The sequence below is a fragment of the Vogesella sp. LIG4 genome (assembly GCF_900090205.1).
Classification (GTDB): domain Bacteria; phylum Pseudomonadota; class Gammaproteobacteria; order Burkholderiales; family Chromobacteriaceae; genus Vogesella.
This window is the reverse complement of record NZ_LT607802.1, coordinates 1,857,064-1,879,552: the sequence shown is the minus strand read 5'-3', so window position 1 is coordinate 1,879,552 and position 22,489 is coordinate 1,857,064. Positions and strand designations below refer to the sequence as shown.

The following is a 22,489-nucleotide window of genomic DNA, read 5'->3' as shown; positions in this document are numbered from 1 at the left end:
CGCCTTAACCCTGCGCCGGGGCCGGAGCGGCCTGGCCGGCGTGCGGTGCAACGGTCGCGCCCGGACGCAGTTTGATCAGGTTGTCCACGATCACCTGGTCACCCGCTTTCAGGCCGCTCTCCACGATGAAACCACCGCTGACGGCGGTGCTGTCCGCCACTTGCAGCGGACGCGGCTCCACCTTGTTGTCCTTGCCCACTACCCACACCATCTTGCCCTGCTGGGTGGACAGTACCGCCTGCTGCGGCACCACCAGTGCGCCGACGCGGGTGGCGCCCTTGAGCTGCACGCGCACGAACTGGCCCGGACGCAGCACGCCTTTCGGGTTGGCGAAGGTGGCACGGGTAGCCGAGGTGCCGGTAGCCGGGTCGATGACGCGGTCGGCGAAATCGATCACCCCTTCGCGGTCATACAGGCTGCCGTCCGGCAGCTTCAGCGCCACGCGGTAGTGGCCGCCCGGCGGCAGGCGCAGCTTGCCGCTGGCTACCAGATTCTGGCTCTTCAGCAGGTCGTTGTCGGACAGCGAGAACTTCACGTAGATCGGCTCCAGCTGCGAGATCTTGGTCAGCAGCGTGCCTTCGCCCGACTGCACCAGGCTGCCCTCGGAACGCACCTCGGCACTGGTGACGCCGGAAATCGGCGCGGTGACGCGGGTGTAACCCAGGTTGATCTGCGCGGTCTTCAGCGCCGCACGCGCGGCCGCGGCCGACGCCTTGGCGGTGGCCAGCGCAGCCACCGCATCGTCGCGGTCTTTCTGGCTGACGGCGTTTTCCTTGAACAGCGGCAGTACCCGGTCGTAATCCTGCTGTGCACGGATCAGGTTGGCCTCCTGCAGCTTCAGCGAGGCATCGGCCTGCTCTACCGCCGCCAGGTACGGCGCCGGGTCGATCTGGAACAGCAGGTCGCCGGCCTTCACCGCCGAACCTTCGGTATAGGTACGCTTTTGCAGGATACCGGACACGCGGGCGCGTACTTCCACTTCGCGCGAGCCGCTGGTCTGCGCCACGTATTCGGCGCTTACCGGCACGTCCGCCGGCTGCATGGCCACGGTGGTCACCGGCATCGGTGGCATGTTGCCGCCCATGCCGGCATGCTGTGCCTGCTGTTGGCCGCATGCGGCCAACAGCACGGCCAGCGGCACAAGGGCAAGCGTGTGTAGGGGCTTGATGGTTATCACGTAAGGCTCCTTGATGGTGAGGGTCCTGATATTGCTTTTGTTGAATCGGTGTGTACGGAGTCTGTCGCTGCGGCGAAGCCGTCTTGTTCAAACTAGTGCAGATAATGGCCAGTGCCACACTGGCATTCACAATGCCAGGAACATATCACTAGCCAGTGGGGGTCGGTAGTGACAAAAAGGACATTGGCAGCTTGGCAATAATGGCGAATAATACATACATTCACGTACGTATGTAAATCTGTCGGCAGCACGAAGCACGCTTTGCGCTATGCTTACGCCCGCCGCAAAAACCCTGTCACCATCATGGCCCGCAAGACTAGAGAAGAAGCTGAACTGACCCGCCACCTGCTGCTGGATACCGCCGAGCGCGTGTTCCACGAACAGGGCGTGGCGGCGACTTCGCTCGCCGAAATCGCCGCGGCAGCCGGCCTGACCCGCGGCGCCATCTACTGGCACTTTGCCAACAAGCTGGACCTGTTCACCGCCATTTGCGACCGCATCAAGCCCGAGCTGCAAGCCATGGAGGTCGCGCTGCATGACCGGCGCTATACCCCGGCCGCCCGGCTATGGCGCCACGCCCTGGCCCTGTTCGATCTGGTGCACAACAACGAGCGCATGCGCCGCATCTGCGCCATCCACCATATCGGCTGCGAACAGGTGGGCGAAATGGCGCCGCTGCTGCTGGAACAGATCAGCTGGAACCTGGAAAAACAAGCCAAGCTGCAGCAGGTACTGGAGGAGGCCGCGGCCGCCGGCCAGCTGCGCGCCGGCGTCCAGCCGCAACTGGCGGCACTGGGTTTGCACTCGCTGTATGGCGGGCTTTGCCACAGCTGGATGATCAATATCGAAGACAACACTGTTCAGCAACATATCACCAAGCTGTTAAGCCCTTATTTTGTCGGGATTTTCCAGGACAACTGCTGGCTTGACGCTCCTGCAGGCAACGACTGATTCGCGTATACTGCCGGGCTTTCCCGCTTTGACAGCCAGATCACCGCATGAGCCACGCGATCAGCATCGAGTCGGTCAGCAAGCGTTTCGGCACGCTGCAGGCCCTGGATGACATCAGCTTTACTGTAGAACACGGCGAGTTCTTCGCCCTCCTCGGCCCCAACGGCGCCGGCAAAACCACGCTGATTTCCGCCATGGGCGGCCTGTCCCGCCCGGACAGCGGCCGCATCCGCATCATGGGCCACGATGCGGTGAGCGACACCCGCGCCGCGCGCATGAAGCTGGGCGTGGTGCCGCAGGAACTGGTGTTCGACCCGTTCTTCACCGTACGCGAGACCCTCACCTTCCAGTCCGGCTACTTCGGCATCCGCAATAACGACGCCTGGATCGACGAGCTGCTGTTCAAGCTCGGCCTCACCGACAAGGCCGCCACCAATATGCGCGCGCTGTCCGGTGGCATGAAGCGCCGGGTGATGGTGGCGCAGGCACTGGTGCACCGCCCGCCGGTCATCGTGCTGGACGAGCCCACCGCCGGCGTGGACGTGGAACTGCGCCAGAGCCTGTGGAGCTTCGTGCAGGAACTGAACGACGCCGGCCACACCATCGTGCTCACCACCCATTACCTGGAAGAAGCCGAAACACTGTGCAGCCGCATCGCCATGATGAAAAAGGGCCGCCTGATCGCGCTGGAGGCCAAGGACAAACTGCTGGCGCGCAGTGCCAGCCGCGAGATCGCGCTGAAGCTGTCCGCGCCGCTGCCGGCAACGTTGGCCGCAAGCTTCCAGGCCCGCGAAACCGACGGCCGCCAGCTGCTTACCCTGCCGGAAATCGGCCGTCTGGAAGAGGTGCTGCGTGAATTGCGCCTGGCCGGCGTGGAAGTACGCGAACTGTCGGTGCACGAAACCGACCTGGAACAGGTGTTCGTGGAACTGATGAACGGAGCAAAGAACTGATGCAAGGCTTCATGACCCTGTTCAAGAAAGAGATCCTGCGCTTCTGGAAGGTAGCGTTCCAGACCGTGGCGGCGCCGGTGCTCACCGCACTGTTGTACCAGCTGATCTTCTCGCACGTGCTGTCGCGCCACGTGGAAGCCTACCCGGGCGTGAGCTACACCGCCTTCCTGATTCCAGGTCTGGCGATGATGAGCATGGCGCAGAACGCGTTTGCCAACAGCTCCTCCAGCCTGATCCAGTCCAAGATCACCGGCAACATCGTGTTCCTGCTGCTGCCGCCGCTGTCGCCGCTGGAATTCTTCGCCGCCTACCTACTGGCAGCCGTGGTGCGCGGCATGGTGGTGGGCAGCGGCGTGCTGCTGGTTACCGCCTGGTTCGGCCTGCCGCTGCCGGCCAACCCGCTGTGGGTGCTGATCTTCGCCGCACTGGGCTGCGGCGTGCTGGGCACGCTCGGCATCATCGCCGGCATCTGGGCCGACAAGTTCGACCAGCTGGCGGCGTTCCAGAACTTCATCATCATGCCGCTGACCTTTCTTTCCGGCGTGTTCTACTCCATCACCGGCCTGCCGCCGCTGTGGAAGGCCGTATCGCACCTGAACCCGGTGTTCTACATGATCGACGGCTTCCGCTACGGCTTCTTCGGCCAGGCCGACGTATCGCCGTGGCTGGCCACGGCCGTGGTGGGTGGCAGTTTCCTGCTACTGTCCGGCTGGGCCTTGCATTTGCTGCGCAGCGGCTACAAATTACGCCAATAACAACCCCAGTGCGCCGCGGTGCAGCGCAGACTGCCGCCCGGCGCCCGTGATACCGCTTTCAGACAGGATATTCCCATGGTTAGTGCAAATTACATTCAGGACGTCATCAGCGCCGGCCTGTCCTGCGACTTCATCCAGGTCAACGGCGATGACGGCACCCATTTCGATGCAGTTATCGTCAGCCCGGAATTTTCCGGCCGCAACCGTGTCCAGCGACATCAACTCGTCTACAAGGCGCTGGGCGACCGCATGCGTGCGGAAATCCACGCGCTGTCGATGAAAACGCTGAGCCCCGAAGAGTGGGCGCAACAACAAGGCTGAATCCCGATAATGGACAAACTGGTAATCCAGGGCGGCACCGGCCCGCTCAACGGCGAGATCCGTGTCTCCGGCGCCAAGAACGCCGCCCTGCCCATCCTGTGCGCCGGTCTGCTGACCGCCGACACGCTCAAGCTCGCCAACGTACCGATGCTGCGCGATGTATTCACCACCCAGAAACTGCTGCAGGGCATGGGCGTGCGGGTGATGACCGACAATGTGCACGAAGTGGAAATCACTGCGGCCAACCTTGACACCCTGGTGGCACCGTACGACCTGGTGAAAACCATGCGCGCCTCCATCCTGGTACTGGGCCCGATGCTGGCCCGCTACGGCGAGGCCACCGTGTCGCTGCCCGGCGGCTGCGCCATCGGCAGCCGCCCGGTGGACCAGCACATCAAGGGCTTGGTGGCCATGGGTGCCGAGATCTCCATCGAGCACGGCTACGTGAAAGCCAAGGCCAAGCGCCTGCGTGGCGCGCACATCGTGATGGACATGGTCACCGTGGGCGGCACCGAGAACCTGCTGATGGCCGCCGCACTGGCCGAAGGCACCACCATCCTGGAAAACGCCGCGCGCGAGCCGGAAGTGGTGGACCTGGCCAACTGCCTGGTCGCCATGGGTGCCCGTATCCAGGGCATCGGCAGCGACAAGATGATCGTGGAAGGCGTACCGCGCCTGCACGGCGCCGAATACTCGGTGATGCCGGACCGCATCGAGGCCGGCACCTTCCTGGTGGCCACCGCCATGACCCAGGGCCACGTGGTGCTGCGCAATGCCGCGCCGCGCGCCATGGACGTGATCCTGGACAAGCTGGTGGAAACCGGCGCCGTGGTGGAGTGCGGCGACGACTGGATCTCGCTGGACATGAAGCGCCGCCCGAAAGCCGTCAACGTGCGCACCATGCCGCATCCGGGCTTCCCTACCGACATGCAGGCGCAGATGATGACGCTCAACACCATCGCCGAAGGTGCGGCGGTGATGACCGAAACCATCTTCGAGAACCGCTTCATGCACGTGCCGGAACTGAACCGCATGGGCGCCAACATCGAAGTGGAAGGCAACACCGCCATCGTCAAGGGCGTGGACAAGCTGTCCGGCGCCACGGTAATGGCGACCGACCTGCGCGCCTCCGCCAGCCTGGTGATTGCCGGCCTGGCGGCCGAAGGTGAAACCACCGTGGACCGCATCTACCACCTGGACCGTGGCTACGAGCACATCGAGGCCAAGCTCAACGGTGTAGGCGCCAACATCAGCCGCGTCAGCTGAGCTGCTCGGCAGGAAAACCACAAAAGCCCCGCAAGGGGCTTTTATTTTTTAAACATGCACTTGCAGCACTTTGCGCACAATCTCTTAGTGTTTAATATATTTTTACTTTGTTCGTCATTTTTTGCACATAAATGGCAAAAACAGCTACCAACAACGGCAAAGACAGAAAATAAATTAAACACGGAGAGACAGCATGGCCAGAAGCATCAAGGCAAAACTGCTGATCGGCGCCGCAGTGCTGGTGCTCGCCGGCTTTGCCGCCATCACCGGGCTCAACAGCTGGCTGGCGCTGCAACAGGCGGAAGCCGATGTGCTGCAGCAAACCCGCACCCTGGCCGAGGGCGAGGCCAACAAGCTGCGCATGCAGCTGGAGCATAGCTATATCGCCGTACAGAGCCTGGCCACCGCCATGCAGGCGCTGCCGGGCAGCGGCGCCAGCGAACCGCGCCAGGTCGTCAGCGATGCCACCGAGCGCCTGCTGGTACACCACCCCAACGCCGTAGGCATCTTCGTGCTGTGGGAGCCCAATGCGCTGGACAAGCGCGACGCCGAGTACGTGGGCAAGATCAACAGTGACGCCGCCGGCCGCGCCGGGGTGTACTGGTACCGCAAGGAAGGCAAGGAGGGCGTGGTGTGGGGCGCCGACGGCGCCGACAGCAGCGAGTACTACGCCGCGCCCAAGACGCGACGCCAGCCGGTGCTGACCCAGCCCTACCTGGACCAGGATGTGCGCATCCTGATGGCTACCCTGTCCTACCCCATCATCCGCGACGGCCAGTTCCTGGGCGTGGCCGGCATCGACATGGCGCTGGACAAGCTGCAGGAAACCGCTGCCGCCGTACACCCCTACGGCGATGGCTTCATGACGCTGTACGCCAACAACGGCATGGTGCTGGGTGGCCCGGACAAACAGGGCGTCGGCAAGAATGACGCCAGCCTGCCGGCTGCCGCTCGCGACGCCATCCGCAACGGCAAGCGCTACGACTATCGCAGCGGCAACACGCTGCAGCTGATCCAGCCGGTTCCGGTGGGCAACACCGCCCAGCCCTGGGCCTTGCGCCTGTCCATCCCGCTGGACAGCGCCTTTGCCGATGTGCGCGCCGCCACGCTGAAGTCCGCGCTGCTGAGCCTGGCCACCCTGCCGCTGATCCTGCTGGCGCTGGGGCTGATGCTCGGTAAGCTGATCAGCCCGCTGTCGCGCCTGCAACATGCGCTGACCGACCTGTCCAGCGGCGACGGCGACCTCACCCGCCAGCTGAGCATCAGCGGCCAGGACGAAATCGGCGCTTCCGCCAGCGCCTTCAACCGCTTCAGCCAGTCGCTGCGCCAGATGCTGCTGGAAGTGCGCGAGCGCACCCACCAGGTACACGATGCCGTGGCCGCCCTGGCCAGCAAGACCACCGACATCAGCGCCCACTCCGGCCAGCAGGCCCGCGCCGCCACCTCCACCGCCAGCAGCGTCACCGAGCTGTCCAGCAGCATCAGCCGCATTGCCGATGCGGCCAACCAGGCCGAGCGCGCGGTGCACCATGCCGGCGACGAGGCGGAACAGGTGGCCGACAGCGTGCACTCCACCGCCCGCGAGATCTCCCTTATCGCCGGCACCATCCGCAGCGTCGGCTCGGTGCTGAACGACCTGGAAGGCCGCTCCGAACAGATCAGCGGCATCGTGCAGGTAATCAAGGACATCGCCGAGCAGACCAATCTGCTGGCGCTGAACGCCGCCATTGAGGCCGCCCGCGCCGGTGAGCAGGGCCGCGGCTTCGCTGTGGTGGCCGACGAGGTACGCAAGCTGGCCGAGCGCACCGCCGGCGCCACGGTGGAAATAGCCGGCAGCATCCGCCAGATCCAGGAGGAAACCGCCAGCGCCGCCGACAGCATGGATGCCGCCATCCGCCAGGTGGAAAACGGCGTCACCCTGGCCGAGCGCGCCGCCGGCGCCATCGAGCAGATTCGCGAGCACAACCGCGGCATCCTGCACACCGTCACCGAGATCGCCCAGGCCACCGCCGCGCAGTCCAGCGCCAGCCATGAAATCGCCCACCACGTCGGCCACATCCACGCCATGACCGCCGACACCGACGCCTCACTGCAGCACGCCAACAGCGCGGTAAGCGACCTGCGCCGCCTGGCTGACGAGCTGCAGGCCAGGCTGGCGCGATTCACGCTCTGACCTTGCCGGCACACGCAGGGTTGGCCGCATGCTTGCGGCCAACCCTGGCAATAAAAAAGGCGCTGCATCTGCAGCGCCTTTGCTTTACCCCGACAACCCGGCTTACAGACCGTCGAACGAGCACACGGTGAACAGCGGCACCTTGGCATCGCGCATCAGCTTGCCGCCGCCCAGCTCCGGCAGCTCGATGATGGCGGCGGTTTCCACCACCTCCGCGCCCAGGCGGTGCAGCAGCTTGTAGCCGGCCATCATGGTGCCGCCAGTGGCGATCAGGTCGTCCACCAGCACCACGCGGTCGCCCGGCTTGCAGGCATCGGTGTGCATCTCCACCACCGCGTTGCCGTACTCCAGCTCGTACTCCTCCTCCACCGTGTTGTAGGGCAGCTTGCCCTTCTTGCGGATGGGGATGAAGCCGACGTTCAGCTCGTAGGCCAGCACCGAACCGATGATGAAGCCGCGCGCATCCAGCCCCGCCACCATGTCGATCTTCTCGTTCATGTAGCGGTGCACGAAGATGTCGATCAGCACGCGGAAGGTCTTCGGATTCTGCAGCAGCGGCGTGATGTCGCGGAACATCACGCCATCGTGCGGCCAGTTCGGCACGGTGCGAATCCAGCCCTTGAGGTAGCTGGCGTAATCCAGATTACTGAGGTTTTCCATCTTGCAGCCTTAGAACATCGCCAGTTTCACGACCCACAGCGCAGCAATCACCACGACTGCCGGCTTGAGGTCGGCAAAGCGGCCGGACAGTACTTTGATGGCAGCATAGCTGATGAAGCCGAAGGCGATACCGTCGGCAATGGAGAAGGTGAACGGCATCGCCACCGCGGTCATCACCGCCGGGGCGGATTCGGTCAGGTCGTCCCAGTTGATCTCGGCCAGGCCGCGGGTCATCAGCACCGCCACGTAGCACAGTGCCGGCGCGGTAGCGTAGGCCGGTACGGTCTTGGCCAGCGGCGAAATCCACAGGCAGGCCAGGAACAGGATCGCCACCACCACGGCGGTAAGGCCGGTACGGCCGCCCACGGCGGTGCCGGCAGCGGATTCGATATAGGCGGTGGTGGAGGAAGTGCCCAGTACGGCGCCGGCGGTAATCGCCACCGAGTCGGCCATCAGCGCACGCTTCAGGCGCGGCAGCTTGCCATCCTTGTCCAGCAGGCCGGCACGGTGCGACACGCCCACCAGGGTGCCGGTGGTGTCGAACAGGTCAACAAAGAAGAACACGAAGATCACGCCCACCAGGCCGGCATTCATCGCACCAGCCAGGTCCATGTGCATGAAGGTCGGCGCCATGCTCGGCACCGGCGCCAGCACGCCTTCGAACTTGGACAGGCCCAGGATGATGGACAGCGCAGTCACCGACAGGATGCCGATGATGATGGAGCCGTGCACGCGGCGGTATTCCAGCGCCACGATGATGAAGAAGCCCAGGATGGCCAGCAGCACTTTCGGGTCATGCAGATTGCCCAGGGTCACCAGGGTGTCCTTGAACGGCACCACCACGCCGGCGTTCTTCAGCGCGATGATGGCCAGGAACAGGCCGACACCCGCGGAAATCGCGAACTTCAGCGACTGCGGAATGGCATTGACGATGGCTTCCCGCACCTTGAACAGGCTCACCGCCAGGAACACGATACCGGAGATGAACACCGCACCCAGCGCCGCCTGCCAGGGCACGCCCATGCCTTTCACCACGGAAAAGGTGAAGTAGGCGTTCAGGCCCATGCCGGGGGCCAGCGCGATCGGGTAGTTGGCTACCAGGCCCATGATGGCGGTACCCAGTGCCGCGGCCAGGCAGGTTGCCACGAACACGGCGCTGAAATCCATGCCGGTGGTGGACAGAATGGCCGGGTTGACGATGACGATGTACGCCATGGTCAGGAAGGTGGTGAAGCCGGCAATCACTTCGGTTTTCACGTCGGTGCCGTGCTCTTTCAGCTTGAACAAGCTTTCCAGCAGCATCTTTTACGCTCCCTCGTCCGCTCGGGCGGACGTAACATGTTGAAAAACGCGCGATTCTACCCTGAAACGATTGTTTGCTGTGCAGCTTGTTGACTCGGGGCTGCCTTTAATCAAAGCCCCGGCTTGTGGTATCCTGAAATATTACTCAAGTCAGTTCAGGATCCGTCTCATGTCGCAGCCCCAAGGCACGATCTACATCGTGGTAGCCCCTTCCGGCGCCGGCAAGACCTCGCTGGTCGCCGCGCTGCTTCAGGCCGAGCCGGCAGTTGAACTGTCGGTGTCCTACACCACTCGCGCCCCGCGCGAAGGTGAAAAGAACGGCAAGAGCTACCACTTCGTGGACCGCGCCCGCTTCGAAGGCATGATTGCCGAAGGCGATTTCCTGGAGTACGCCGAGGTTTACGGCAACTACTACGGCACCAGCGCCCGCTGGCTGCGTACAAGGTTGGCCGCAGGCCACGACATCCTGCTGGAAATCGACTGGCAGGGCGCGCGCCAGGTGCGCGAGGTATTCCCGGAGGCGGTGGCGGTATTCATCCTGCCGCCGTCCATCGAGGTACTGGAAAGCCGCCTGCGCGGCCGCGCCACCGACAGCGAGGAGGTCATCGCCCGCCGCCTGTCCGAGGCGCGCGCCGAGATCGACCTGGTAGCCGAGTACGACTACGTGATCGTGAATGACGACTTTGCCACCGCCCGCCAGGACCTGATCAGCGTGATCCGCTGCCAGCGCCTGCAGGTCGGCAAGCAGTTGCAGCGCCACGGCGAGGCCATCGCCGCGATGCAAACGCCGCGCTAGGGCTTTATCCGGCGCGCACAATCTTTTATCGTTTGACCTTATCTTGTAAGAGAGACCCATCATGGCCCGCATCACTGTTGACGATTGCCTGGAACGCATCCAGAACCGTTTCGACCTGACCCTGGCAGCCGCCTACCGCGCCCGCCAGATCGCCTCCGGCGCCACCTCCTTTGTCGAGCAAGGCCGTAACAAGCCGACCGTTGTCGCCCTGAAGGAAATCGCTGACGGCCACGTTGGCAGCGAAGTACTGACCCGCACCAAGGGCTGACACGCCTCATGAACCAGGAAACCGCCGTCGTTGACTTCCACGCCCTCGTTGAAAACGAGGCGGCGGCCCTGTTCGAGGCGGCGGCGCAGTACCTGAAGGCGGAAGACGTCCAGTTACTGCGCCAGGCTTTCGATACCGCCCGCGAGGCGCACGAAGGCCAGACCCGCAAGAGCGGCGAACCCTACATCACCCACCCGCTGGCGGTAGCCACCATGCTTACCGAGTGGCGGCTGGATGCCCAGGGCTTGGCCGCAGCGCTGATGCACGACGTGCTGGAAGACACCGGCGTAACCAAACCCACGCTGGTGGAGCACTTCGGCCGCACCATCGCCGACCTGGTCGACGGCTTGTCCAAGCTGGAAAAGCTGGAGTTCCAGAGCAAGGAAACCGCGCAGGCGGAAAACTTCCGCAAGATGGTGCTGGCGATGGCGCGCGACATCCGCGTCATCATCGTCAAGCTCGCCGACCGGCTGCACAATATGCGCACGCTGGACGCCATGCGCGAGGACAAGCGCCAGCGCATCGCGCTGGAAACGCTGGAAATCTATGCGCCGATCGCCAACCGCATCGGCCTGAACAAGGTCTATCGCGAGCTGCAGGACCTGGCGTTCAAACACCTGTACCCGCATCGCTACCAGGTATTGTCCAAGGCGGTACGCGCCGCACGCGGCAACCGCCGCGAAGTGGTGGACAAGATCCTGCGTGCGGTCAGCCAGCGCCTGGTGGAGGCCAATATCGAGGCCACCATCAAGGGCCGCGAAAAGAACCTCTACAGCATCTACAAGAAAATGCAGGAGAAACACCTGTCGTTTTCCGAGGTGCTGGACATCTACGGCTTTCGCATCATCGTCAAGGACACGCCCTGCTGCTACCTGGCGCTGGGCGCCCTGCACAGCCTGTACAAGCCCATCCCGGGCAAGTTCAAGGACTACATCGCCATTCCCAAGGGCAACGGCTACCAGAGCCTGCACACCACCCTGTTCGGCCCGTTCGGCACGCCGGTGGAAATGCAGATCCGCACCCGCGAAATGAACGCGGTGGCCGAAGCCGGCATTGCCTCGCACTGGATGTACAAATCCGGCGACGCCAGCCTGGATGCCGCCAAGCAGCGCACCCACCAGTGGCTGCAGAGCATCCTCGACATGCAGGCGGAAAGCGAAGACGCCGTCGAATTCCTGGAACACATCAAGATCGACCTGTTCCCGGACGAGCTGTACGTCTTCACGCCCAAGGGCAAGATCATCGTGCTGCCGCAGGGCTCCACCCCGGTGGACTTCGCCTATGCGGTGCACACTGACGTGGGCCATCGCTGCATCGCCGCCCGCGTCAATCACAACCTGGTGCCGCTGCGCACCGCGCTGCGCAATGGCGACACGGTGGAGATCATCACCTCCACCCAGGCCAAGCCCAACCCGTCCTGGCTCAACTTCGTGCAGAGCGGCCGCGCCCGCTCCGGCATCCGCAACTACCTGAAGACGCTGCAGCAGCAGGACGCGATCCTGCTTGGCCAGAAACTGCTGCGCCAGGCCGCCAGCGCGCTGTCGCCATTCGAGCTGGAGCTGACGCCGGAGCTGGAAGATGCGCTGATGCGCCGCCTGGGCGAAAACAACCGCCGCTTCAACGATGTGCTGATCGACATCGGCACCGGCAAACAGTTGGCCGCAGTGGTCGCGCGCAAGCTGCTGGAGCTGTCCGGCCAGCAGCCGGACGACAGCAATATCGGCCCGATCGCAGTGCGCGGCAACGAAAGCGGTGGCATCCACCTGTCCAGCTGCTGCAACCCGATTCCGGGCGACCAGATCGTGGGCGTGATCCGCAAGGACCAGGGCCTGATGATCCACCGCAGCGACTGCAACAACCTCAGCCGTGTCGAGCCGGACAAACTACTGGAAGTACGCTGGGAAGCGCAGAAAGAGCGCATGTTCGGCGTCAACGTCAGCATCATCGCCTTCAACCAGCGCGGTGCGCTGGCCGATATCGCCGCCGCCATCTCGCACGCTTCGGCCAACATCGAAACGGTCGATACCCAGGACAATCACAGCAACGACGGCTACATCCACATCCACTTCCGCCTGCAGGTGGAAAACCTGGCCCACCTCGACAAGGTACTGGCCGCGGTTCGCCAGGTGGACGTGGTGCAGCGCGCAGAACGACGCTAGAACCATCATGCCCCTCATCACCCTCAACGGCGAAAGCCGCCAGTTCGCCCCATCCGTTACCACGCTCACCGCACTGATAGCCGCGCTGGAGCTGCACGGCAAACGCATCGCCATCGAGCGCAACGGCGAAATCGTGCCGCGCAGCCAGCATGCCGACACTGCGCTGCTGGATGGCGACGCCCTGGAAATTGTGGTGGCGGTCGGCGGCGGCTGAAACCAGACAACAGAACCGACATCTCGAAGGGACAAAGCGTGCAACAAGATGCATTGGTGATTGCCGGCAAGAGCTATCAATCGCGGCTGCTGGTCGGCACCGGCAAATACAAGGATTTCCAGCAAACCGCCGAAGCGCTGGACGCCTCCGGCTGTGAAATCGTCACTGTCGCCATCCGCCGCGTGAACCTCGGCCAGAACAAGAACGAGCCGAATCTGCTGGACTTTTTGCCGAAAAACCGGTATACACTGCTGCCCAACACGGCGGGCTGCTACAGCGCCGAGGATGCGGTACGCACCCTGCGCCTGGCCCGCGAACTGCTGGACGATCACCGTTTGGTCAAGCTCGAAGTACTGGGCGACCCGAACAACCTGTTCCCCAATGTACGCGAAACGCTGATAGCCGCCGAAACGCTGGTGAAGGAAGGCTTCGACGTGATGGTGTACACCTCCGACGACCCGATCATCGCACGCGAGCTGGAACAGATCGGCTGCTGCGCCATCATGCCGCTGGCCAGCCTGATCGGCTCCGGCATGGGAATTCTGAATCCGTGGAACCTGCAGCTCATCATCGAGCAATCGCAGGTTCCGGTACTGGTGGATGCCGGCGTCGGCACTGCCTCCGATGCCGCCATCGCCATGGAACTTGGCTGTGACGGCGTCCTGATGAATACAGCCATTGCCGGCGCACAGGATCCTGTGCGCATGGCAAGGGCAATGAAACTGGGAGTCCTGGCCGGGCGTGATGCCTACTTGGCCGGACGGATGCCAAAACGCTTTTATTCGGCGACGCCTAGCTCGCCACGTGAGGGGGTGATCTCTTCCCGTCAGGGATGATGCGCAGTGCACACTTTTATCCGCTGCCACGCATCTAGCTTTTTACAAAAGCTATAACGTTGTTTACAATAGTCATTTCCCTCGGGGCGAAGTGTTCATGACACTCGCCTCAAGCCAAAGAATTTAAGGACATCTGCTACATGCCGACCATCCGCGTAAAAGAAAACGAGCCGTTCGAAGTAGCCATGCGTCGCTTCAAGCGCGCAATCGAAAAAACCGGTCTGCTGACCGAACTGCGCGCCCGCGAGTTCTACGAGAAGCCGACCGCTGAGCGCAAGCGCAAGAAAGCTGCTGCCGTTAAGCGTCACTACAAGCGCATCCGCAGCCAGCAACTGCCGCCGAAGCTGTACTAAGCTTCAACGGCCGCTAGCCAGAAAACCGCAGGGTGCCCTGCGGTTTTGTCATTTACGTTGGCCGCAAGCATGCGGCCAACTTCGCCTTTAGCCTGGACACGATCATGAGCCTGAAAGCCCGCATTGCCGACGACATGAAAACCGCGATGAAAGCCCGCGACGCCGAGCGCCTGGCGGCCATCCGCCTGCTGATGGCCGCCATCAAGCAGAAGGAAGTCGACGAACGCATCGAGCTGGATGATGCCGCCGTCACCGCCGTGATCGAGAAAATGGTCAAACAGCGCCGCGACTCCATCACCCAGTACGAAGCCGGCAACCGCCCGGACCTGGTGGCCAAGGAGCAGGCCGAGCTGGCCGTGCTGCAGGACTACATGCCGCAGCAGCTGAGCGAGGCCGAGATCGAGGCCATCATCGATGCCGCCATCGCCAGCAGCGGTGCCGCCGGTGCCAAGGACATGGGCAAGGTGGTAGGCGCGGTGAAGCCGCAAGTAGCCGGCCGTGCCGACATGGGCGCCGTTTCCGCCCGCATCAAGGCCAAGCTGGCAGGCTAAGCTGCACACATGATCCCGCAGGACTTCATCGATCAGTTGCTCACCCGCGTCGACATCGTCGACGTGGTGGATCGTTGCGTCCCGCTGAAGAAGGGCGGCCAGAACTACATGGCCTGCTGCCCCTTCCACAAGGAAAAGTCGCCCTCCTTCACCGTCAGCCCCAGCAAGCAGTTCTATCACTGCTTCGGCTGCGGCGCGCATGGCTCCGCCATCGGCTTCGTCATGGAATACCAGGGCCTGCCCTTCGTCGATGCGGTGAAGTTCCTGGCGGAAAGCATCGGCATGCAGGTGCCGCAGGAAGAGCGTGCGGCCAACCCTGAAGCGGTCCGCGCCGCGCGCGCCAAGCAGTTATCGCTGGAGGACGCACTCAGCCGTGCCGCCGCCTTCTACAAGCAGCAGCTGAAAAGCGCGCCCAATGCCATCGCCTACCTGAAAGGCCGCGGCCTCACCGGCGAGATCGCCGCCCGCTACGGCCTGGGCTATGCCCCGGACGGCTGGCAGAACCTGGAAGCCGTGGTCGGCGACTACAACGACAGCGCACTGGTGGACAGCGGGCTGGTGATCGTGGCCGAAGACAGCGGCCGCCGCTACGATCGCTTCCGCGACCGGGTGATGTTCCCGATCCGCAACCAGCGCGGCGCCATCATCGGCTTTGGCGGCCGGGTGCTCGGCAAGGGCGAACCCAAGTACCTGAACTCGCCCGAGACTCCCCTGTTTGAAAAGGGGCGCGAGCTGTATGGCCTGTACGAAGCACGCCAGGCCGTCCGCAATGCCGGCTCCGTGCTGGTGGTGGAAGGCTATATGGACGTGGTGGCGCTGGCGCAGTTCGGCGTGGAATACGCGGTAGCCACCCTGGGCACCGCCACCACCGGCGAACATGTGCGCAAACTGTTGCGCCATGCTGATCAGGTGTACTTCTGCTTCGACGGCGACAAGGCCGGGCAGAAGGCCGCCTGGCGTGCGCTGGAAAACAGCCTGCCACAGCTGGTGGACGGCAAGGCGCTGCACTTCCTGTTCCTGCCACAGGAGCACGACCCGGACAGCTACATCCGCGAATTCGGCCGCGAAGCCTTCGAGCTGGCGCTGAAGGAGCAAAGCATTCCGCTGTCGGCCTACTTCATCCGCCAGCTGAGTGGCGACATCGATCTTGCCGCCCCGGAAGGCCGTGCCGAGCTGATCAAGCAGGCCAAACCCTTGCTGGAGCAGATAGCCGCCCCCATGTTGGGCTATATCATCAGAAAGCGCCTCGCCGAACTCGCGCAGGTGGAGGTGGACGAACTGGACATGCTGCTGGGCAGGCCGCGCGCAGAGCGCAAGGGCCGCCGCCACTACCAGCTGCCACGCGACTCCAACCGCCCCAGCAGCACCCCGATGGTGCGGCGCGAGATCAAGTGGGCACTGATGAACCCGGCATGGGCGCACGACATCCAGGTGCGGGAAAGCCAGCTGTACGAAGGCGAAATGGCCACCCTGGTTGCCATCATCGAGCGCATTCAGGGCAGCGAGCAGCCACCCAGCAGCGCACAGTTGGCCGAATCGTTCCGCCACAGCGAGCACGAGGGCGTCATCGATTCAGTACTACAGGAATCGCTGCGCGAACCAGAAGAATTCGCCAACCCGGATGAGCGGGACAAGGAAAACTTCCTCCACGGATTTGAACGACTGATGGCGCGCTACGACAACGAACTGGTCACCGCACTGTCCAACAAAGGCTATGAACATCTGAGCAAGGAAGAATTGCAATTGCTGCGCACATTGCTTGCCCGCCGCGCCAGGCCTGACGGCTGAGCCGGACGGACATCATCGAGTTGTGTTATAATCAATTGTTTTTTTCGGCTTTTTTCGAGCAGGAAACCAAATGGCGTTATCTCCCGATACCAAGAAACAGAACAACGAACCGGCAACCGAGCCGATGAGCCTGGAAGAGCAGCGCAAACGGCTGCGCCAGCTGATTGCGCTGGGCAAGGAACGTGGCTACCTCACCTACGCTGAGATCAACGACCACCTGCCCGAAGACGTATCCGACGCCGAGCAGATCGAAAACATCGTCACCATGATCGGCGGCCTGGGCATCCAGGTCTACGAAGAGGCTCCGGATGCCGAAACGCTGCTGATGTCCGACGCTACCCCGCCGGTAGCCGATGAAGACGCAGTGGAAGAAGCCGAGGCCGCGCTGTCGTCCGTGGATTCCGAGTTCGGCCGTACCACCGACCCGGTGCGCATGTACATGCGCGAAATGGGCTCGGTGGAACTGCTGACCCGCGAAGGCGAAATCGTCATCGCCAAGCGTATCGAGGAAGGCCTCAAGTTCATGATCCAGGCGCTGTCCGCCTGCCCGGGTTCGGTTGCCGAAGTGCTGGCGCTGGTCGAGCAGGTAGAGGCAGGCGAGCTGCGCATCGATGAAGTGATCGATGCCATGATCGACCCGGAAGCGGAAACCGCCGAGGAAGTCGAATTCAGCGAACCGGCCGTTGACGAGGCCGAAGTGGACGAAGACGACGAAGAGGAAGACGAAGACGACGGCGTTGAAGACGCTGCCGCCGTCAGCGAAGCCAACCTGGAAGAACTGAAACAGGAAGCGCTCGCCCACTTCGCCCTGATGCGCGAACAGTACAACGCCCTGGTTGTTGCGCTGGACAAGCACGGCTTTGCCAGCAAGGAATACAAGGCCGCCCAGGAAGCCATCACCGAGCTGTTCATGGGCATCCGCTTCTCTACTCGCCAGATCGAAAGCCTGTGCGACAAGCTGCGCGAGCGCGTCAACCGCATCCGCAAGCTGGAGCGCGAGATCCAGGATATCTGCGTGACCCGCGTGCGCATGAAGCGCGACTACTTCATCAAGTCCTTCCCGGGCAATGAGTGCAATCTGGACTGGGTGGAGAAGGAAATCGACAGCGGCAAGGACTGGTCCGAAACCCTGTCCCGCTTCAAGTACGCCATCATCGAGAAGCAGAGCAAGATTGCCGACCTGCAACAGCAGGCGCTGATGAGCATCGAGCAGTTGAAGGAAATCAACCGCCAGATGTCGTCCGGTGAAACCAAGGCACGCCTGGCCAAGCGCGAGATGATCGAGGCCAACCTGCGCCTGGTGATTTCCATCGCCAAGAAATACACCAACCGCGGCCTGCAGTTCCTCGATCTGATCCAGGAAGGCAACATCGGCCTGATGAAGGCGGTGGACAAATTCGAATACCGTCGTGGCTACAAGTTCTCCACTTACGCCACCTGGTGGATTCGTCAGGCCATCACCCGCTCCATCGCCGACCAGGCGCGTACCATCCGCATCCCGGTGCACATGATCGAGACCATCAACAAGATGAATCGCATCAGCCGGCAGATCCTGCAGGAATCCGGCCGTGAGCCGGACCCGGCGGAACTGGCGGAAAAGATGGAAATGCCGGAAGACAAGATCCGCAAGATCATGAAGATTTCCAAAGAGCCTATCTCGATGGAAACCCCGATCGGCGACGACGACGACTCCCATCTCGGCGACTTCATCGAAGACTCGGTGACCGTAGCTCCGGCGGAGGCAGCCATGTACGCCAGCCTGCGCGATGCCACCAAGGAAGTACTGGACTCGCTGACACCGCGTGAGGCCAAGGTGCTGCGCATGCGCTTCGGTATCGACATGAACACCGACCACACCCTGGAAGAAGTGGGCAAACAGTTCGACGTTACCCGTGAACGTATTCGTCAGATCGAAGCCAAGGCACTGCGCAAGCTGCGCCATCCGACCCGCTCGGAGCGCCTGCGCAGCTTCCTCGACAATGAGCCGGGTAACCAATAACACTATCCTCTGGTATAATCGCCGACTTTCGGGCCTTTAGCTCAGTCGGTTAGAGCAGAGGACTCATAATCCTTTGGTCCCGGGTTCGAGCCCCGGAGGGCCCACCAAGGCATCGCAAGGCCCCGCAGAACACATTCTGCGGGGCCTTTTCTTTTTACACCCACTCCTACCCCTCAGGCTCCAGCCCCATCAGGAGCCAGCTCCCACGCCCCCGCGTCAGACACTCTCCACTTCGGCCCTGGACAGCTTATGTGCATGGCACACCACTACCATCCAACCCAGTCAATTTGCATGACAATTCATTGAAATTACTGGTTTCTTTAAGTCAATTCCTAACGAAACAGATGCGCTGAGTCCATAAGATCACATCAAAAGACGGGCCACAGTTGATAACAATCACCGCAAGCCCGCCAGAACAGCCGGACGCAGCAGCAAGCCCCTGCGGGGACATCACGCAGCGACCGCCCCCTGATCGACACGACCTGGAGCGACATCATGAAACACCTGGCAACCGCACTGGCAATTGGCCTGACCCTCACTACTGCTGCGGCATATGCAACTGATGGCACCATTACCATCAATGGCAACCTCATCGCCAATACCTGCACCATCAATGGCGGCAATGGCGACATCACCGTCAACCTGCCTACCCTGTCCGCCGCTACGCTATCCAGTGCCGGCAAAACCGCCGGCAGCACCAAGTTCACCATCACATTGAGCAACTGCAGCGCCACCAGCGCCAAAACCTTTTTCGAGGCTGGCGCCACCATCAATGGCAATAGCGGCAACTTGATCAATAATGGCACTGCGGCCAACGTCGAAGTGCAGTTCCTGAATGACCAGGGCCAGGCCATCAACCTGGCAACCCAGGCCAACTCACAGCAGGTCAACATTACCAATCAGGCTGCTAATCTGAATTACCAGGCGCAATACTTTGCCACTGCTGCCGCCACCCCAGGTACGGTCAGCACCAGTGTGAAATACTCCATCAGCTACAACTAAAAAGCATGTGGCCGGAATACCCTCATTCCGGCCCACACGGATACCGGACATGAAAGCACTACGCTTAGGATGCCTGCTGGCAAGTTGCCTGCTGCTGGCCATGCCACTCATCGCCACCGCCAATGTCGTCATTACCGGCACGCGAGTGATTTACCAGGAAAAAGATCGCGAAGTCACCGTCAAACTGGACAATGCCGGCAAACAGCCGGCACTGGTGCAAGTATGGGCAGACCGTGGCAATGCCAAAGCATCGGCCAGCAATGCGGATGCACCATTTCTGATTACACCACCCATCTTCCGAATCGAGCCGGGTAAGGGCCAGACCTTACGCATCATTTTCACCGGTGAAAAACTGCCAATGGATCGCGAGTCGGTATTCTGGCTGAATGTCCTGGACATACCGCCGCTCCCCAGGGAACAGCAAGACAACTTTGTACAGCTGGCAATCCGCTCCAGGATCAAAATATTCTACCGTCCTGCCAAACTCGCAGGCAGTCAGGACGATAGCGCCCAGGGCCTGCAGTGGACACTGCGGCAACAAGGCGATGGGCTATTGCTGCAGGCCAGTAATCCCGCCCCTTATCATGCCTCGATGAATTTTGCGGCTATCGGGATAGGTGGCAATGAATACCGGACCGATGGCGGCATGGTGCCACCATTCGGCACAGCCACTTTCAAGATAAATGGCCTGCAAAAAATACCAAGCCAAATAAATTACTTGCATTACGAAAGCATAGATGACTATGGGGCAATTAAAATACTGAATGGCACGCTACATTCCTCTACCAGCCCGCCATGATATTTCTCCTCATAGGAAAAACCGCACCATTGCAACAAGATACATTCCCGTCGGAATCTTACCACTCGCTTTAAGTAAGCGGCTGCCTGTTTTATTCATACCTTCGCTTAACAGTACTATAAACAATCACTACCCAAGGCAAGAAATTGTTGCCTGGTGCAGCACCCATATCATATGGCCACTCGCCATAAATACCTTGCACCATGCATTCCGGGCTTGGCAAATCCACCCCTACCCGACACATCAATCATCACGCTGCAAACTGGGTCGCTCAGCAGCATCATCATTCCATCTTATTAGCAAGCTCTACTCTCCCCACCCAGGCTCGGCCAATCCCGCTCACACCACAAATAGTCGAAAAGCCAGCCATGCTGGGCGATAGCAGCAAGATTCGCACCATTTGACATCCCACCAGAGCACTCAGTACTTCAGCCCATGGTTGGCCGCATACCTGCCCTCCCCCTTCTCCCCACGCAGTAATCCACCGTCGAACCGGCCTGCCAGCACAGCACTTAACTATCGAAGCACCATTCCCATGTAAATGCTTTGTTTTAAGCCAATTCCTAGCGCGTCTGCTGCCCTCAAACCATAAGATAGAAAAACGCCAAGAAACTTTAACAGCAATTTTTGCTGCATTTCTTCAGCGCAAAAAACACAAAACAACAAATACAAACTCACTTCTCAAATAATAATTTTTCAGTAAGTAACGCACACAATCTAGCAATTATTTTCCGGCTGTCATCCGGCGGCCATTTTCTACCGGCCAATACGGTTCGGTTTATTTAGCATGGAGCTTTACAAATGAAAAAACTCGCATCTATTCTGGCTGTTGGCCTGGCCCTGACCTCCGCTGCCGCCATGGCTACTGACGGTACCATCACCATCAACGGTAAATTGGACAACAACACCTGCACCGTTACCGGCACCACGGGCTCGGATGTACTCGTTACCCTGCCGACCTTGTCCGTCAACAAATTCGTCCAAGCCGGTGACGTCGGTGGTGCCCAGCAGTTCTCCATTAAGCTGTCCAACTGCACGGTGGGCATCAATGGCGCAACTGTTCACTTTGACACCCTCATTCCGCAGGCCGACAGCGTTACCGGCAATCTGGTAAACACCGCTTCTGCCGGCAATATCCAGGTGCAGCTGCTGAATGATCAGTCCAACCCCATCAACGTGATCACCCAGGTTAACTCCCAGACAGTAGCAGTGACCAATAACGCTGCTACCCTGCAATACGTCGCCCAATACTATGCAACCGGCCAAGCCACTCCCGGCAATGTTAAAGCCAGTGTCAAGTACAGCATGGTCTACAACTAAGCCACCTGCTTGTTGCTCCGTCTGGGCGGCCCTGCCGCTCAGACGGCCTTTTGGGTATTACGACATGAATAAATTCTTTCATTGGGGCGGCGCACTTTTGCTGGCCGGCCTGCTCACTCCCATCAACAGCCAGGCCAATGTCGTCATTACCGGCACTCGGGTTATTTATAACCAGAGCGACCGGGAAGTAACAGTAAAAATGGACAATGTCGGCCAGGAACCCGCCCTGGTACAGGTGTGGGCCGACAGGGGAGCGGCAAAATCCAGTCCGACCAAGGCCGATGCGCCATTCCTGATCACTCCTCCCATCTTCCGTATCGACCCCAGCAAGGGGCAAAGCATCCGTCTCATTTTCAGTGGTGCAGATTTGCCGCGCGACCGTGAATCGGTCTTCTGGCTGAATATGCTGGATATCCCCCCCGCGCCCAGCAAGGGTCAACAAAACTATCTGCAGATGGCCATTCAGACCCGTATCAAGATTTTCTACCGCCCCAGCAAATTACCGGGCAGCCCTGACGAGGCGGCGGAAAAACTGAACTGGCACATTATTTCGCAAGGAAACGAGCAATTTTTGCGTGTGCAAAACAGCACTCCATATCACGTATCGATTAACTTTGCCGCTATCGAGGTAAATGGTCAGGAATACCGCACTGACAGCGGCATGGTGCCTCCTCTGGGCAGCATTGATCTCAAGATAAAAGACCTGAAAACCAAGCCGGCCTCCAGTAGCAGCATCAAGTTTGAAAGCATTAATGACTATGGTGGACCGATAATCCTCAAGGCGGCTCCTCTGCTATAGAGAAAGGGATGTTCTGCTACCTGCTGACGCCTGGGATCAAAGGAAGA

22 protein-coding genes and 1 tRNA gene are annotated in these 22,489 nt (G+C 61.2%); 20 read left to right on the top strand and 3 right to left on the bottom strand.

Annotation, left to right across the window (positions count from 1 at the left end; genetic code table 11):
* Positions 1 to 4: 4 nt before the first annotated feature.
* Complete coding sequence (locus tag PSELUDRAFT_RS08785) at positions 5 to 1,177, bottom strand: efflux RND transporter periplasmic adaptor subunit (RefSeq protein ID WP_088966486.1); 1,173 nt, start codon at positions 1,175 to 1,177, stop codon at positions 5 to 7.
* A gap of 303 nt (positions 1,178 to 1,480) precedes the next feature.
* Here PSELUDRAFT_RS08785 and PSELUDRAFT_RS08780 point away from each other — a divergent pair, with 303 nt between their 5' ends.
* The 6 genes from PSELUDRAFT_RS08780 (at position 1,481) to PSELUDRAFT_RS08755 (ending at position 7,596) form a co-directional block, all read left to right on the top strand.
* The gene (locus PSELUDRAFT_RS08780) at positions 1,481 to 2,128 is read left to right on the top strand and encodes a TetR family transcriptional regulator (RefSeq protein WP_088966485.1); all 648 of its coding nucleotides are present in this window, start codon (positions 1,481 to 1,483) and stop codon (positions 2,126 to 2,128) included.
* A gap of 47 nt (positions 2,129 to 2,175) precedes the next feature.
* On the top strand, positions 2,176 to 3,081 hold the full coding sequence (locus PSELUDRAFT_RS08775) for an ABC transporter ATP-binding protein (RefSeq protein ID WP_088966484.1): 906 nt from the start codon (positions 2,176 to 2,178) through the stop codon (positions 3,079 to 3,081).
* The gene (locus tag PSELUDRAFT_RS08770) at positions 3,081 to 3,836 is read left to right on the top strand and encodes an ABC transporter permease (RefSeq protein ID WP_088966483.1); all 756 of its coding nucleotides are present in this window, start codon (positions 3,081 to 3,083) and stop codon (positions 3,834 to 3,836) included. The genes PSELUDRAFT_RS08775 and PSELUDRAFT_RS08770 overlap by 1 nt, the downstream gene beginning before the upstream one ends.
* 75 nt (positions 3,837 to 3,911) lie before the next feature.
* The gene (locus PSELUDRAFT_RS08765; RefSeq protein WP_088966482.1) at positions 3,912 to 4,157 is read left to right on the top strand and encodes a BolA family protein; all 246 of its coding nucleotides are present in this window, start codon (positions 3,912 to 3,914) and stop codon (positions 4,155 to 4,157) included.
* Positions 4,158 to 4,166: 9 nt separating this feature from the next.
* A complete protein-coding gene (gene murA / locus PSELUDRAFT_RS08760; RefSeq protein WP_088966481.1) occupies positions 4,167 to 5,423 on the top strand; it encodes a UDP-N-acetylglucosamine 1-carboxyvinyltransferase in 1,257 nt (418 codons plus the stop codon).
* A gap of 193 nt (positions 5,424 to 5,616) precedes the next feature.
* Positions 5,617 to 7,596, top strand: coding sequence for a methyl-accepting chemotaxis protein (locus PSELUDRAFT_RS08755; RefSeq protein ID WP_088966480.1), 1,980 nt, complete (start codon positions 5,617 to 5,619; stop codon positions 7,594 to 7,596).
* Between the two features lie 102 nt (positions 7,597 to 7,698).
* On the opposite strand, the gene PSELUDRAFT_RS08750 is transcribed toward PSELUDRAFT_RS08755, so the two are convergent.
* Complete coding sequence (locus tag PSELUDRAFT_RS08750; RefSeq protein ID WP_088966479.1) at positions 7,699 to 8,256, bottom strand: adenine phosphoribosyltransferase; 558 nt, start codon at positions 8,254 to 8,256, stop codon at positions 7,699 to 7,701.
* A gap of 9 nt (positions 8,257 to 8,265) precedes the next feature.
* Entirely contained in the window at positions 8,266 to 9,558 is a 1,293-nt protein-coding gene (locus PSELUDRAFT_RS08745) for an NCS2 family permease (protein WP_088966478.1), read from the bottom strand.
* 169 nt (positions 9,559 to 9,727) lie between these two features.
* On the opposite strand from PSELUDRAFT_RS08745, the gene gmk reads away from it, so the two are divergent.
* From gmk to PSELUDRAFT_RS08675, 14 genes are all read left to right on the top strand, one after another.
* A complete protein-coding gene (gmk, locus tag PSELUDRAFT_RS08740; RefSeq protein WP_088966477.1) occupies positions 9,728 to 10,354 on the top strand; it encodes a guanylate kinase in 627 nt (208 codons plus the stop codon).
* A gap of 61 nt (positions 10,355 to 10,415) precedes the next feature.
* A complete protein-coding gene (gene rpoZ, locus PSELUDRAFT_RS08735) occupies positions 10,416 to 10,622 on the top strand; it encodes a DNA-directed RNA polymerase subunit omega (protein WP_088966476.1) in 207 nt (68 codons plus the stop codon).
* Between the two features lie 8 nt (positions 10,623 to 10,630).
* Positions 10,631 to 12,781 carry a bifunctional (p)ppGpp synthetase/guanosine-3',5'-bis(diphosphate) 3'-pyrophosphohydrolase gene (locus tag PSELUDRAFT_RS08730; protein WP_088966475.1) on the top strand — a complete coding sequence of 717 codons (2,151 nt, stop codon included), beginning with the start codon at positions 10,631 to 10,633 and terminating at the stop codon, positions 12,779 to 12,781.
* Between the two features lie 7 nt (positions 12,782 to 12,788).
* Positions 12,789 to 12,995: a sulfur carrier protein ThiS gene (thiS, locus tag PSELUDRAFT_RS08725; protein WP_088966474.1), complete on the top strand. Its 207-nt coding sequence runs from the start codon at positions 12,789 to 12,791 to the stop codon at positions 12,993 to 12,995.
* Positions 12,996 to 13,033: 38 nt separating this feature from the next.
* Positions 13,034 to 13,831, top strand: coding sequence for a thiazole synthase (locus PSELUDRAFT_RS08720; RefSeq protein ID WP_164497425.1), 798 nt, complete (start codon positions 13,034 to 13,036; stop codon positions 13,829 to 13,831).
* A gap of 140 nt (positions 13,832 to 13,971) precedes the next feature.
* The gene (gene rpsU / locus PSELUDRAFT_RS08715; protein ID WP_088966472.1) at positions 13,972 to 14,184 is read left to right on the top strand and encodes a 30S ribosomal protein S21; all 213 of its coding nucleotides are present in this window, start codon (positions 13,972 to 13,974) and stop codon (positions 14,182 to 14,184) included.
* A 104-nt stretch (positions 14,185 to 14,288) separates the two neighbouring features.
* Positions 14,289 to 14,735, top strand: a complete 447-nt coding sequence (locus tag PSELUDRAFT_RS08710) for a GatB/YqeY domain-containing protein (protein WP_088968444.1) — start codon at positions 14,289 to 14,291, stop codon at positions 14,733 to 14,735.
* A gap of 9 nt (positions 14,736 to 14,744) precedes the next feature.
* Complete coding sequence (dnaG, locus tag PSELUDRAFT_RS08705; RefSeq protein ID WP_088966471.1) at positions 14,745 to 16,523, top strand: DNA primase; 1,779 nt, start codon at positions 14,745 to 14,747, stop codon at positions 16,521 to 16,523.
* A 70-nt stretch (positions 16,524 to 16,593) separates the two neighbouring features.
* Positions 16,594 to 18,522 carry an RNA polymerase sigma factor RpoD gene (gene rpoD, locus PSELUDRAFT_RS08700; RefSeq protein WP_088966470.1) on the top strand — a complete coding sequence of 643 codons (1,929 nt, stop codon included), beginning with the start codon at positions 16,594 to 16,596 and terminating at the stop codon, positions 18,520 to 18,522.
* Between the two features lie 30 nt (positions 18,523 to 18,552).
* Positions 18,553 to 18,629: transfer RNA gene (locus PSELUDRAFT_RS08695), tRNA-Ile, on the top strand.
* 388 nt (positions 18,630 to 19,017) lie between these two features.
* Positions 19,018 to 19,524, top strand: a complete 507-nt coding sequence (locus PSELUDRAFT_RS08690; RefSeq protein WP_088966469.1) for a fimbrial protein — start codon at positions 19,018 to 19,020, stop codon at positions 19,522 to 19,524.
* 49 nt (positions 19,525 to 19,573) lie between these two features.
* Positions 19,574 to 20,323, top strand: coding sequence for a molecular chaperone (locus tag PSELUDRAFT_RS08685; RefSeq protein WP_088966468.1), 750 nt, complete (start codon positions 19,574 to 19,576; stop codon positions 20,321 to 20,323).
* Positions 20,324 to 21,124: 801 nt separating this feature from the next.
* Positions 21,125 to 21,643 carry a fimbrial protein gene (locus PSELUDRAFT_RS08680; protein WP_088966467.1) on the top strand — a complete coding sequence of 173 codons (519 nt, stop codon included), beginning with the start codon at positions 21,125 to 21,127 and terminating at the stop codon, positions 21,641 to 21,643.
* Positions 21,644 to 21,707: 64 nt separating this feature from the next.
* Positions 21,708 to 22,442, top strand: coding sequence for a fimbria/pilus periplasmic chaperone (locus PSELUDRAFT_RS08675; protein WP_162291247.1), 735 nt, complete (start codon positions 21,708 to 21,710; stop codon positions 22,440 to 22,442).
* Positions 22,443 to 22,489 lie beyond the last annotated feature (47 nt).

Excerpts from the sequence above, each read along its gene's own strand:
- PSELUDRAFT_RS08780 (WP_088966485.1), top strand. The coding sequence starts at position 1,481 with ATGGCCCGCAAGACTAGAGAAGAAGCTGAACTGACCCGCCACCTGCTG.
- PSELUDRAFT_RS08775 (WP_088966484.1), top strand. The coding sequence starts at position 2,176 with ATGAGCCACGCGATCAGCATCGAGTCGGTCAGCAAGCGTTTCGGCACG.
- PSELUDRAFT_RS08770 (WP_088966483.1), top strand. The coding sequence starts at position 3,081 with ATGCAAGGCTTCATGACCCTGTTCAAGAAAGAGATCCTGCGCTTCTGG.
- PSELUDRAFT_RS08765 (WP_088966482.1), top strand. The coding sequence starts at position 3,912 with ATGGTTAGTGCAAATTACATTCAGGACGTCATCAGCGCCGGCCTGTCC.
- murA (WP_088966481.1), top strand. The coding sequence starts at position 4,167 with ATGGACAAACTGGTAATCCAGGGCGGCACCGGCCCGCTCAACGGCGAG.
- PSELUDRAFT_RS08755 (WP_088966480.1), top strand. The coding sequence starts at position 5,617 with ATGGCCAGAAGCATCAAGGCAAAACTGCTGATCGGCGCCGCAGTGCTG.
- PSELUDRAFT_RS08750 (WP_088966479.1), bottom strand. The coding sequence starts at position 8,256 with ATGGAAAACCTCAGTAATCTGGATTACGCCAGCTACCTCAAGGGCTGG.
- PSELUDRAFT_RS08745 (WP_088966478.1), bottom strand. The coding sequence starts at position 9,558 with ATGCTGCTGGAAAGCTTGTTCAAGCTGAAAGAGCACGGCACCGACGTG.
- gmk (WP_088966477.1), top strand. The coding sequence starts at position 9,728 with ATGTCGCAGCCCCAAGGCACGATCTACATCGTGGTAGCCCCTTCCGGC.
- rpoZ (WP_088966476.1), top strand. The coding sequence starts at position 10,416 with ATGGCCCGCATCACTGTTGACGATTGCCTGGAACGCATCCAGAACCGT.
- PSELUDRAFT_RS08730 (WP_088966475.1), top strand. The coding sequence starts at position 10,631 with ATGAACCAGGAAACCGCCGTCGTTGACTTCCACGCCCTCGTTGAAAAC.
- thiS (WP_088966474.1), top strand. The coding sequence starts at position 12,789 with ATGCCCCTCATCACCCTCAACGGCGAAAGCCGCCAGTTCGCCCCATCC.
- rpsU (WP_088966472.1), top strand. The coding sequence starts at position 13,972 with ATGCCGACCATCCGCGTAAAAGAAAACGAGCCGTTCGAAGTAGCCATG.
- PSELUDRAFT_RS08710 (WP_088968444.1), top strand. The coding sequence starts at position 14,289 with ATGAGCCTGAAAGCCCGCATTGCCGACGACATGAAAACCGCGATGAAA.
- dnaG (WP_088966471.1), top strand. The coding sequence starts at position 14,745 with ATGATCCCGCAGGACTTCATCGATCAGTTGCTCACCCGCGTCGACATC.
- rpoD (WP_088966470.1), top strand. The coding sequence starts at position 16,594 with ATGGCGTTATCTCCCGATACCAAGAAACAGAACAACGAACCGGCAACC.
- PSELUDRAFT_RS08690 (WP_088966469.1), top strand. The coding sequence starts at position 19,018 with ATGAAACACCTGGCAACCGCACTGGCAATTGGCCTGACCCTCACTACT.
- PSELUDRAFT_RS08685 (WP_088966468.1), top strand. The coding sequence starts at position 19,574 with ATGAAAGCACTACGCTTAGGATGCCTGCTGGCAAGTTGCCTGCTGCTG.
- PSELUDRAFT_RS08680 (WP_088966467.1), top strand. The coding sequence starts at position 21,125 with ATGAAAAAACTCGCATCTATTCTGGCTGTTGGCCTGGCCCTGACCTCC.
- PSELUDRAFT_RS08675 (WP_162291247.1), top strand. The coding sequence starts at position 21,708 with ATGAATAAATTCTTTCATTGGGGCGGCGCACTTTTGCTGGCCGGCCTG.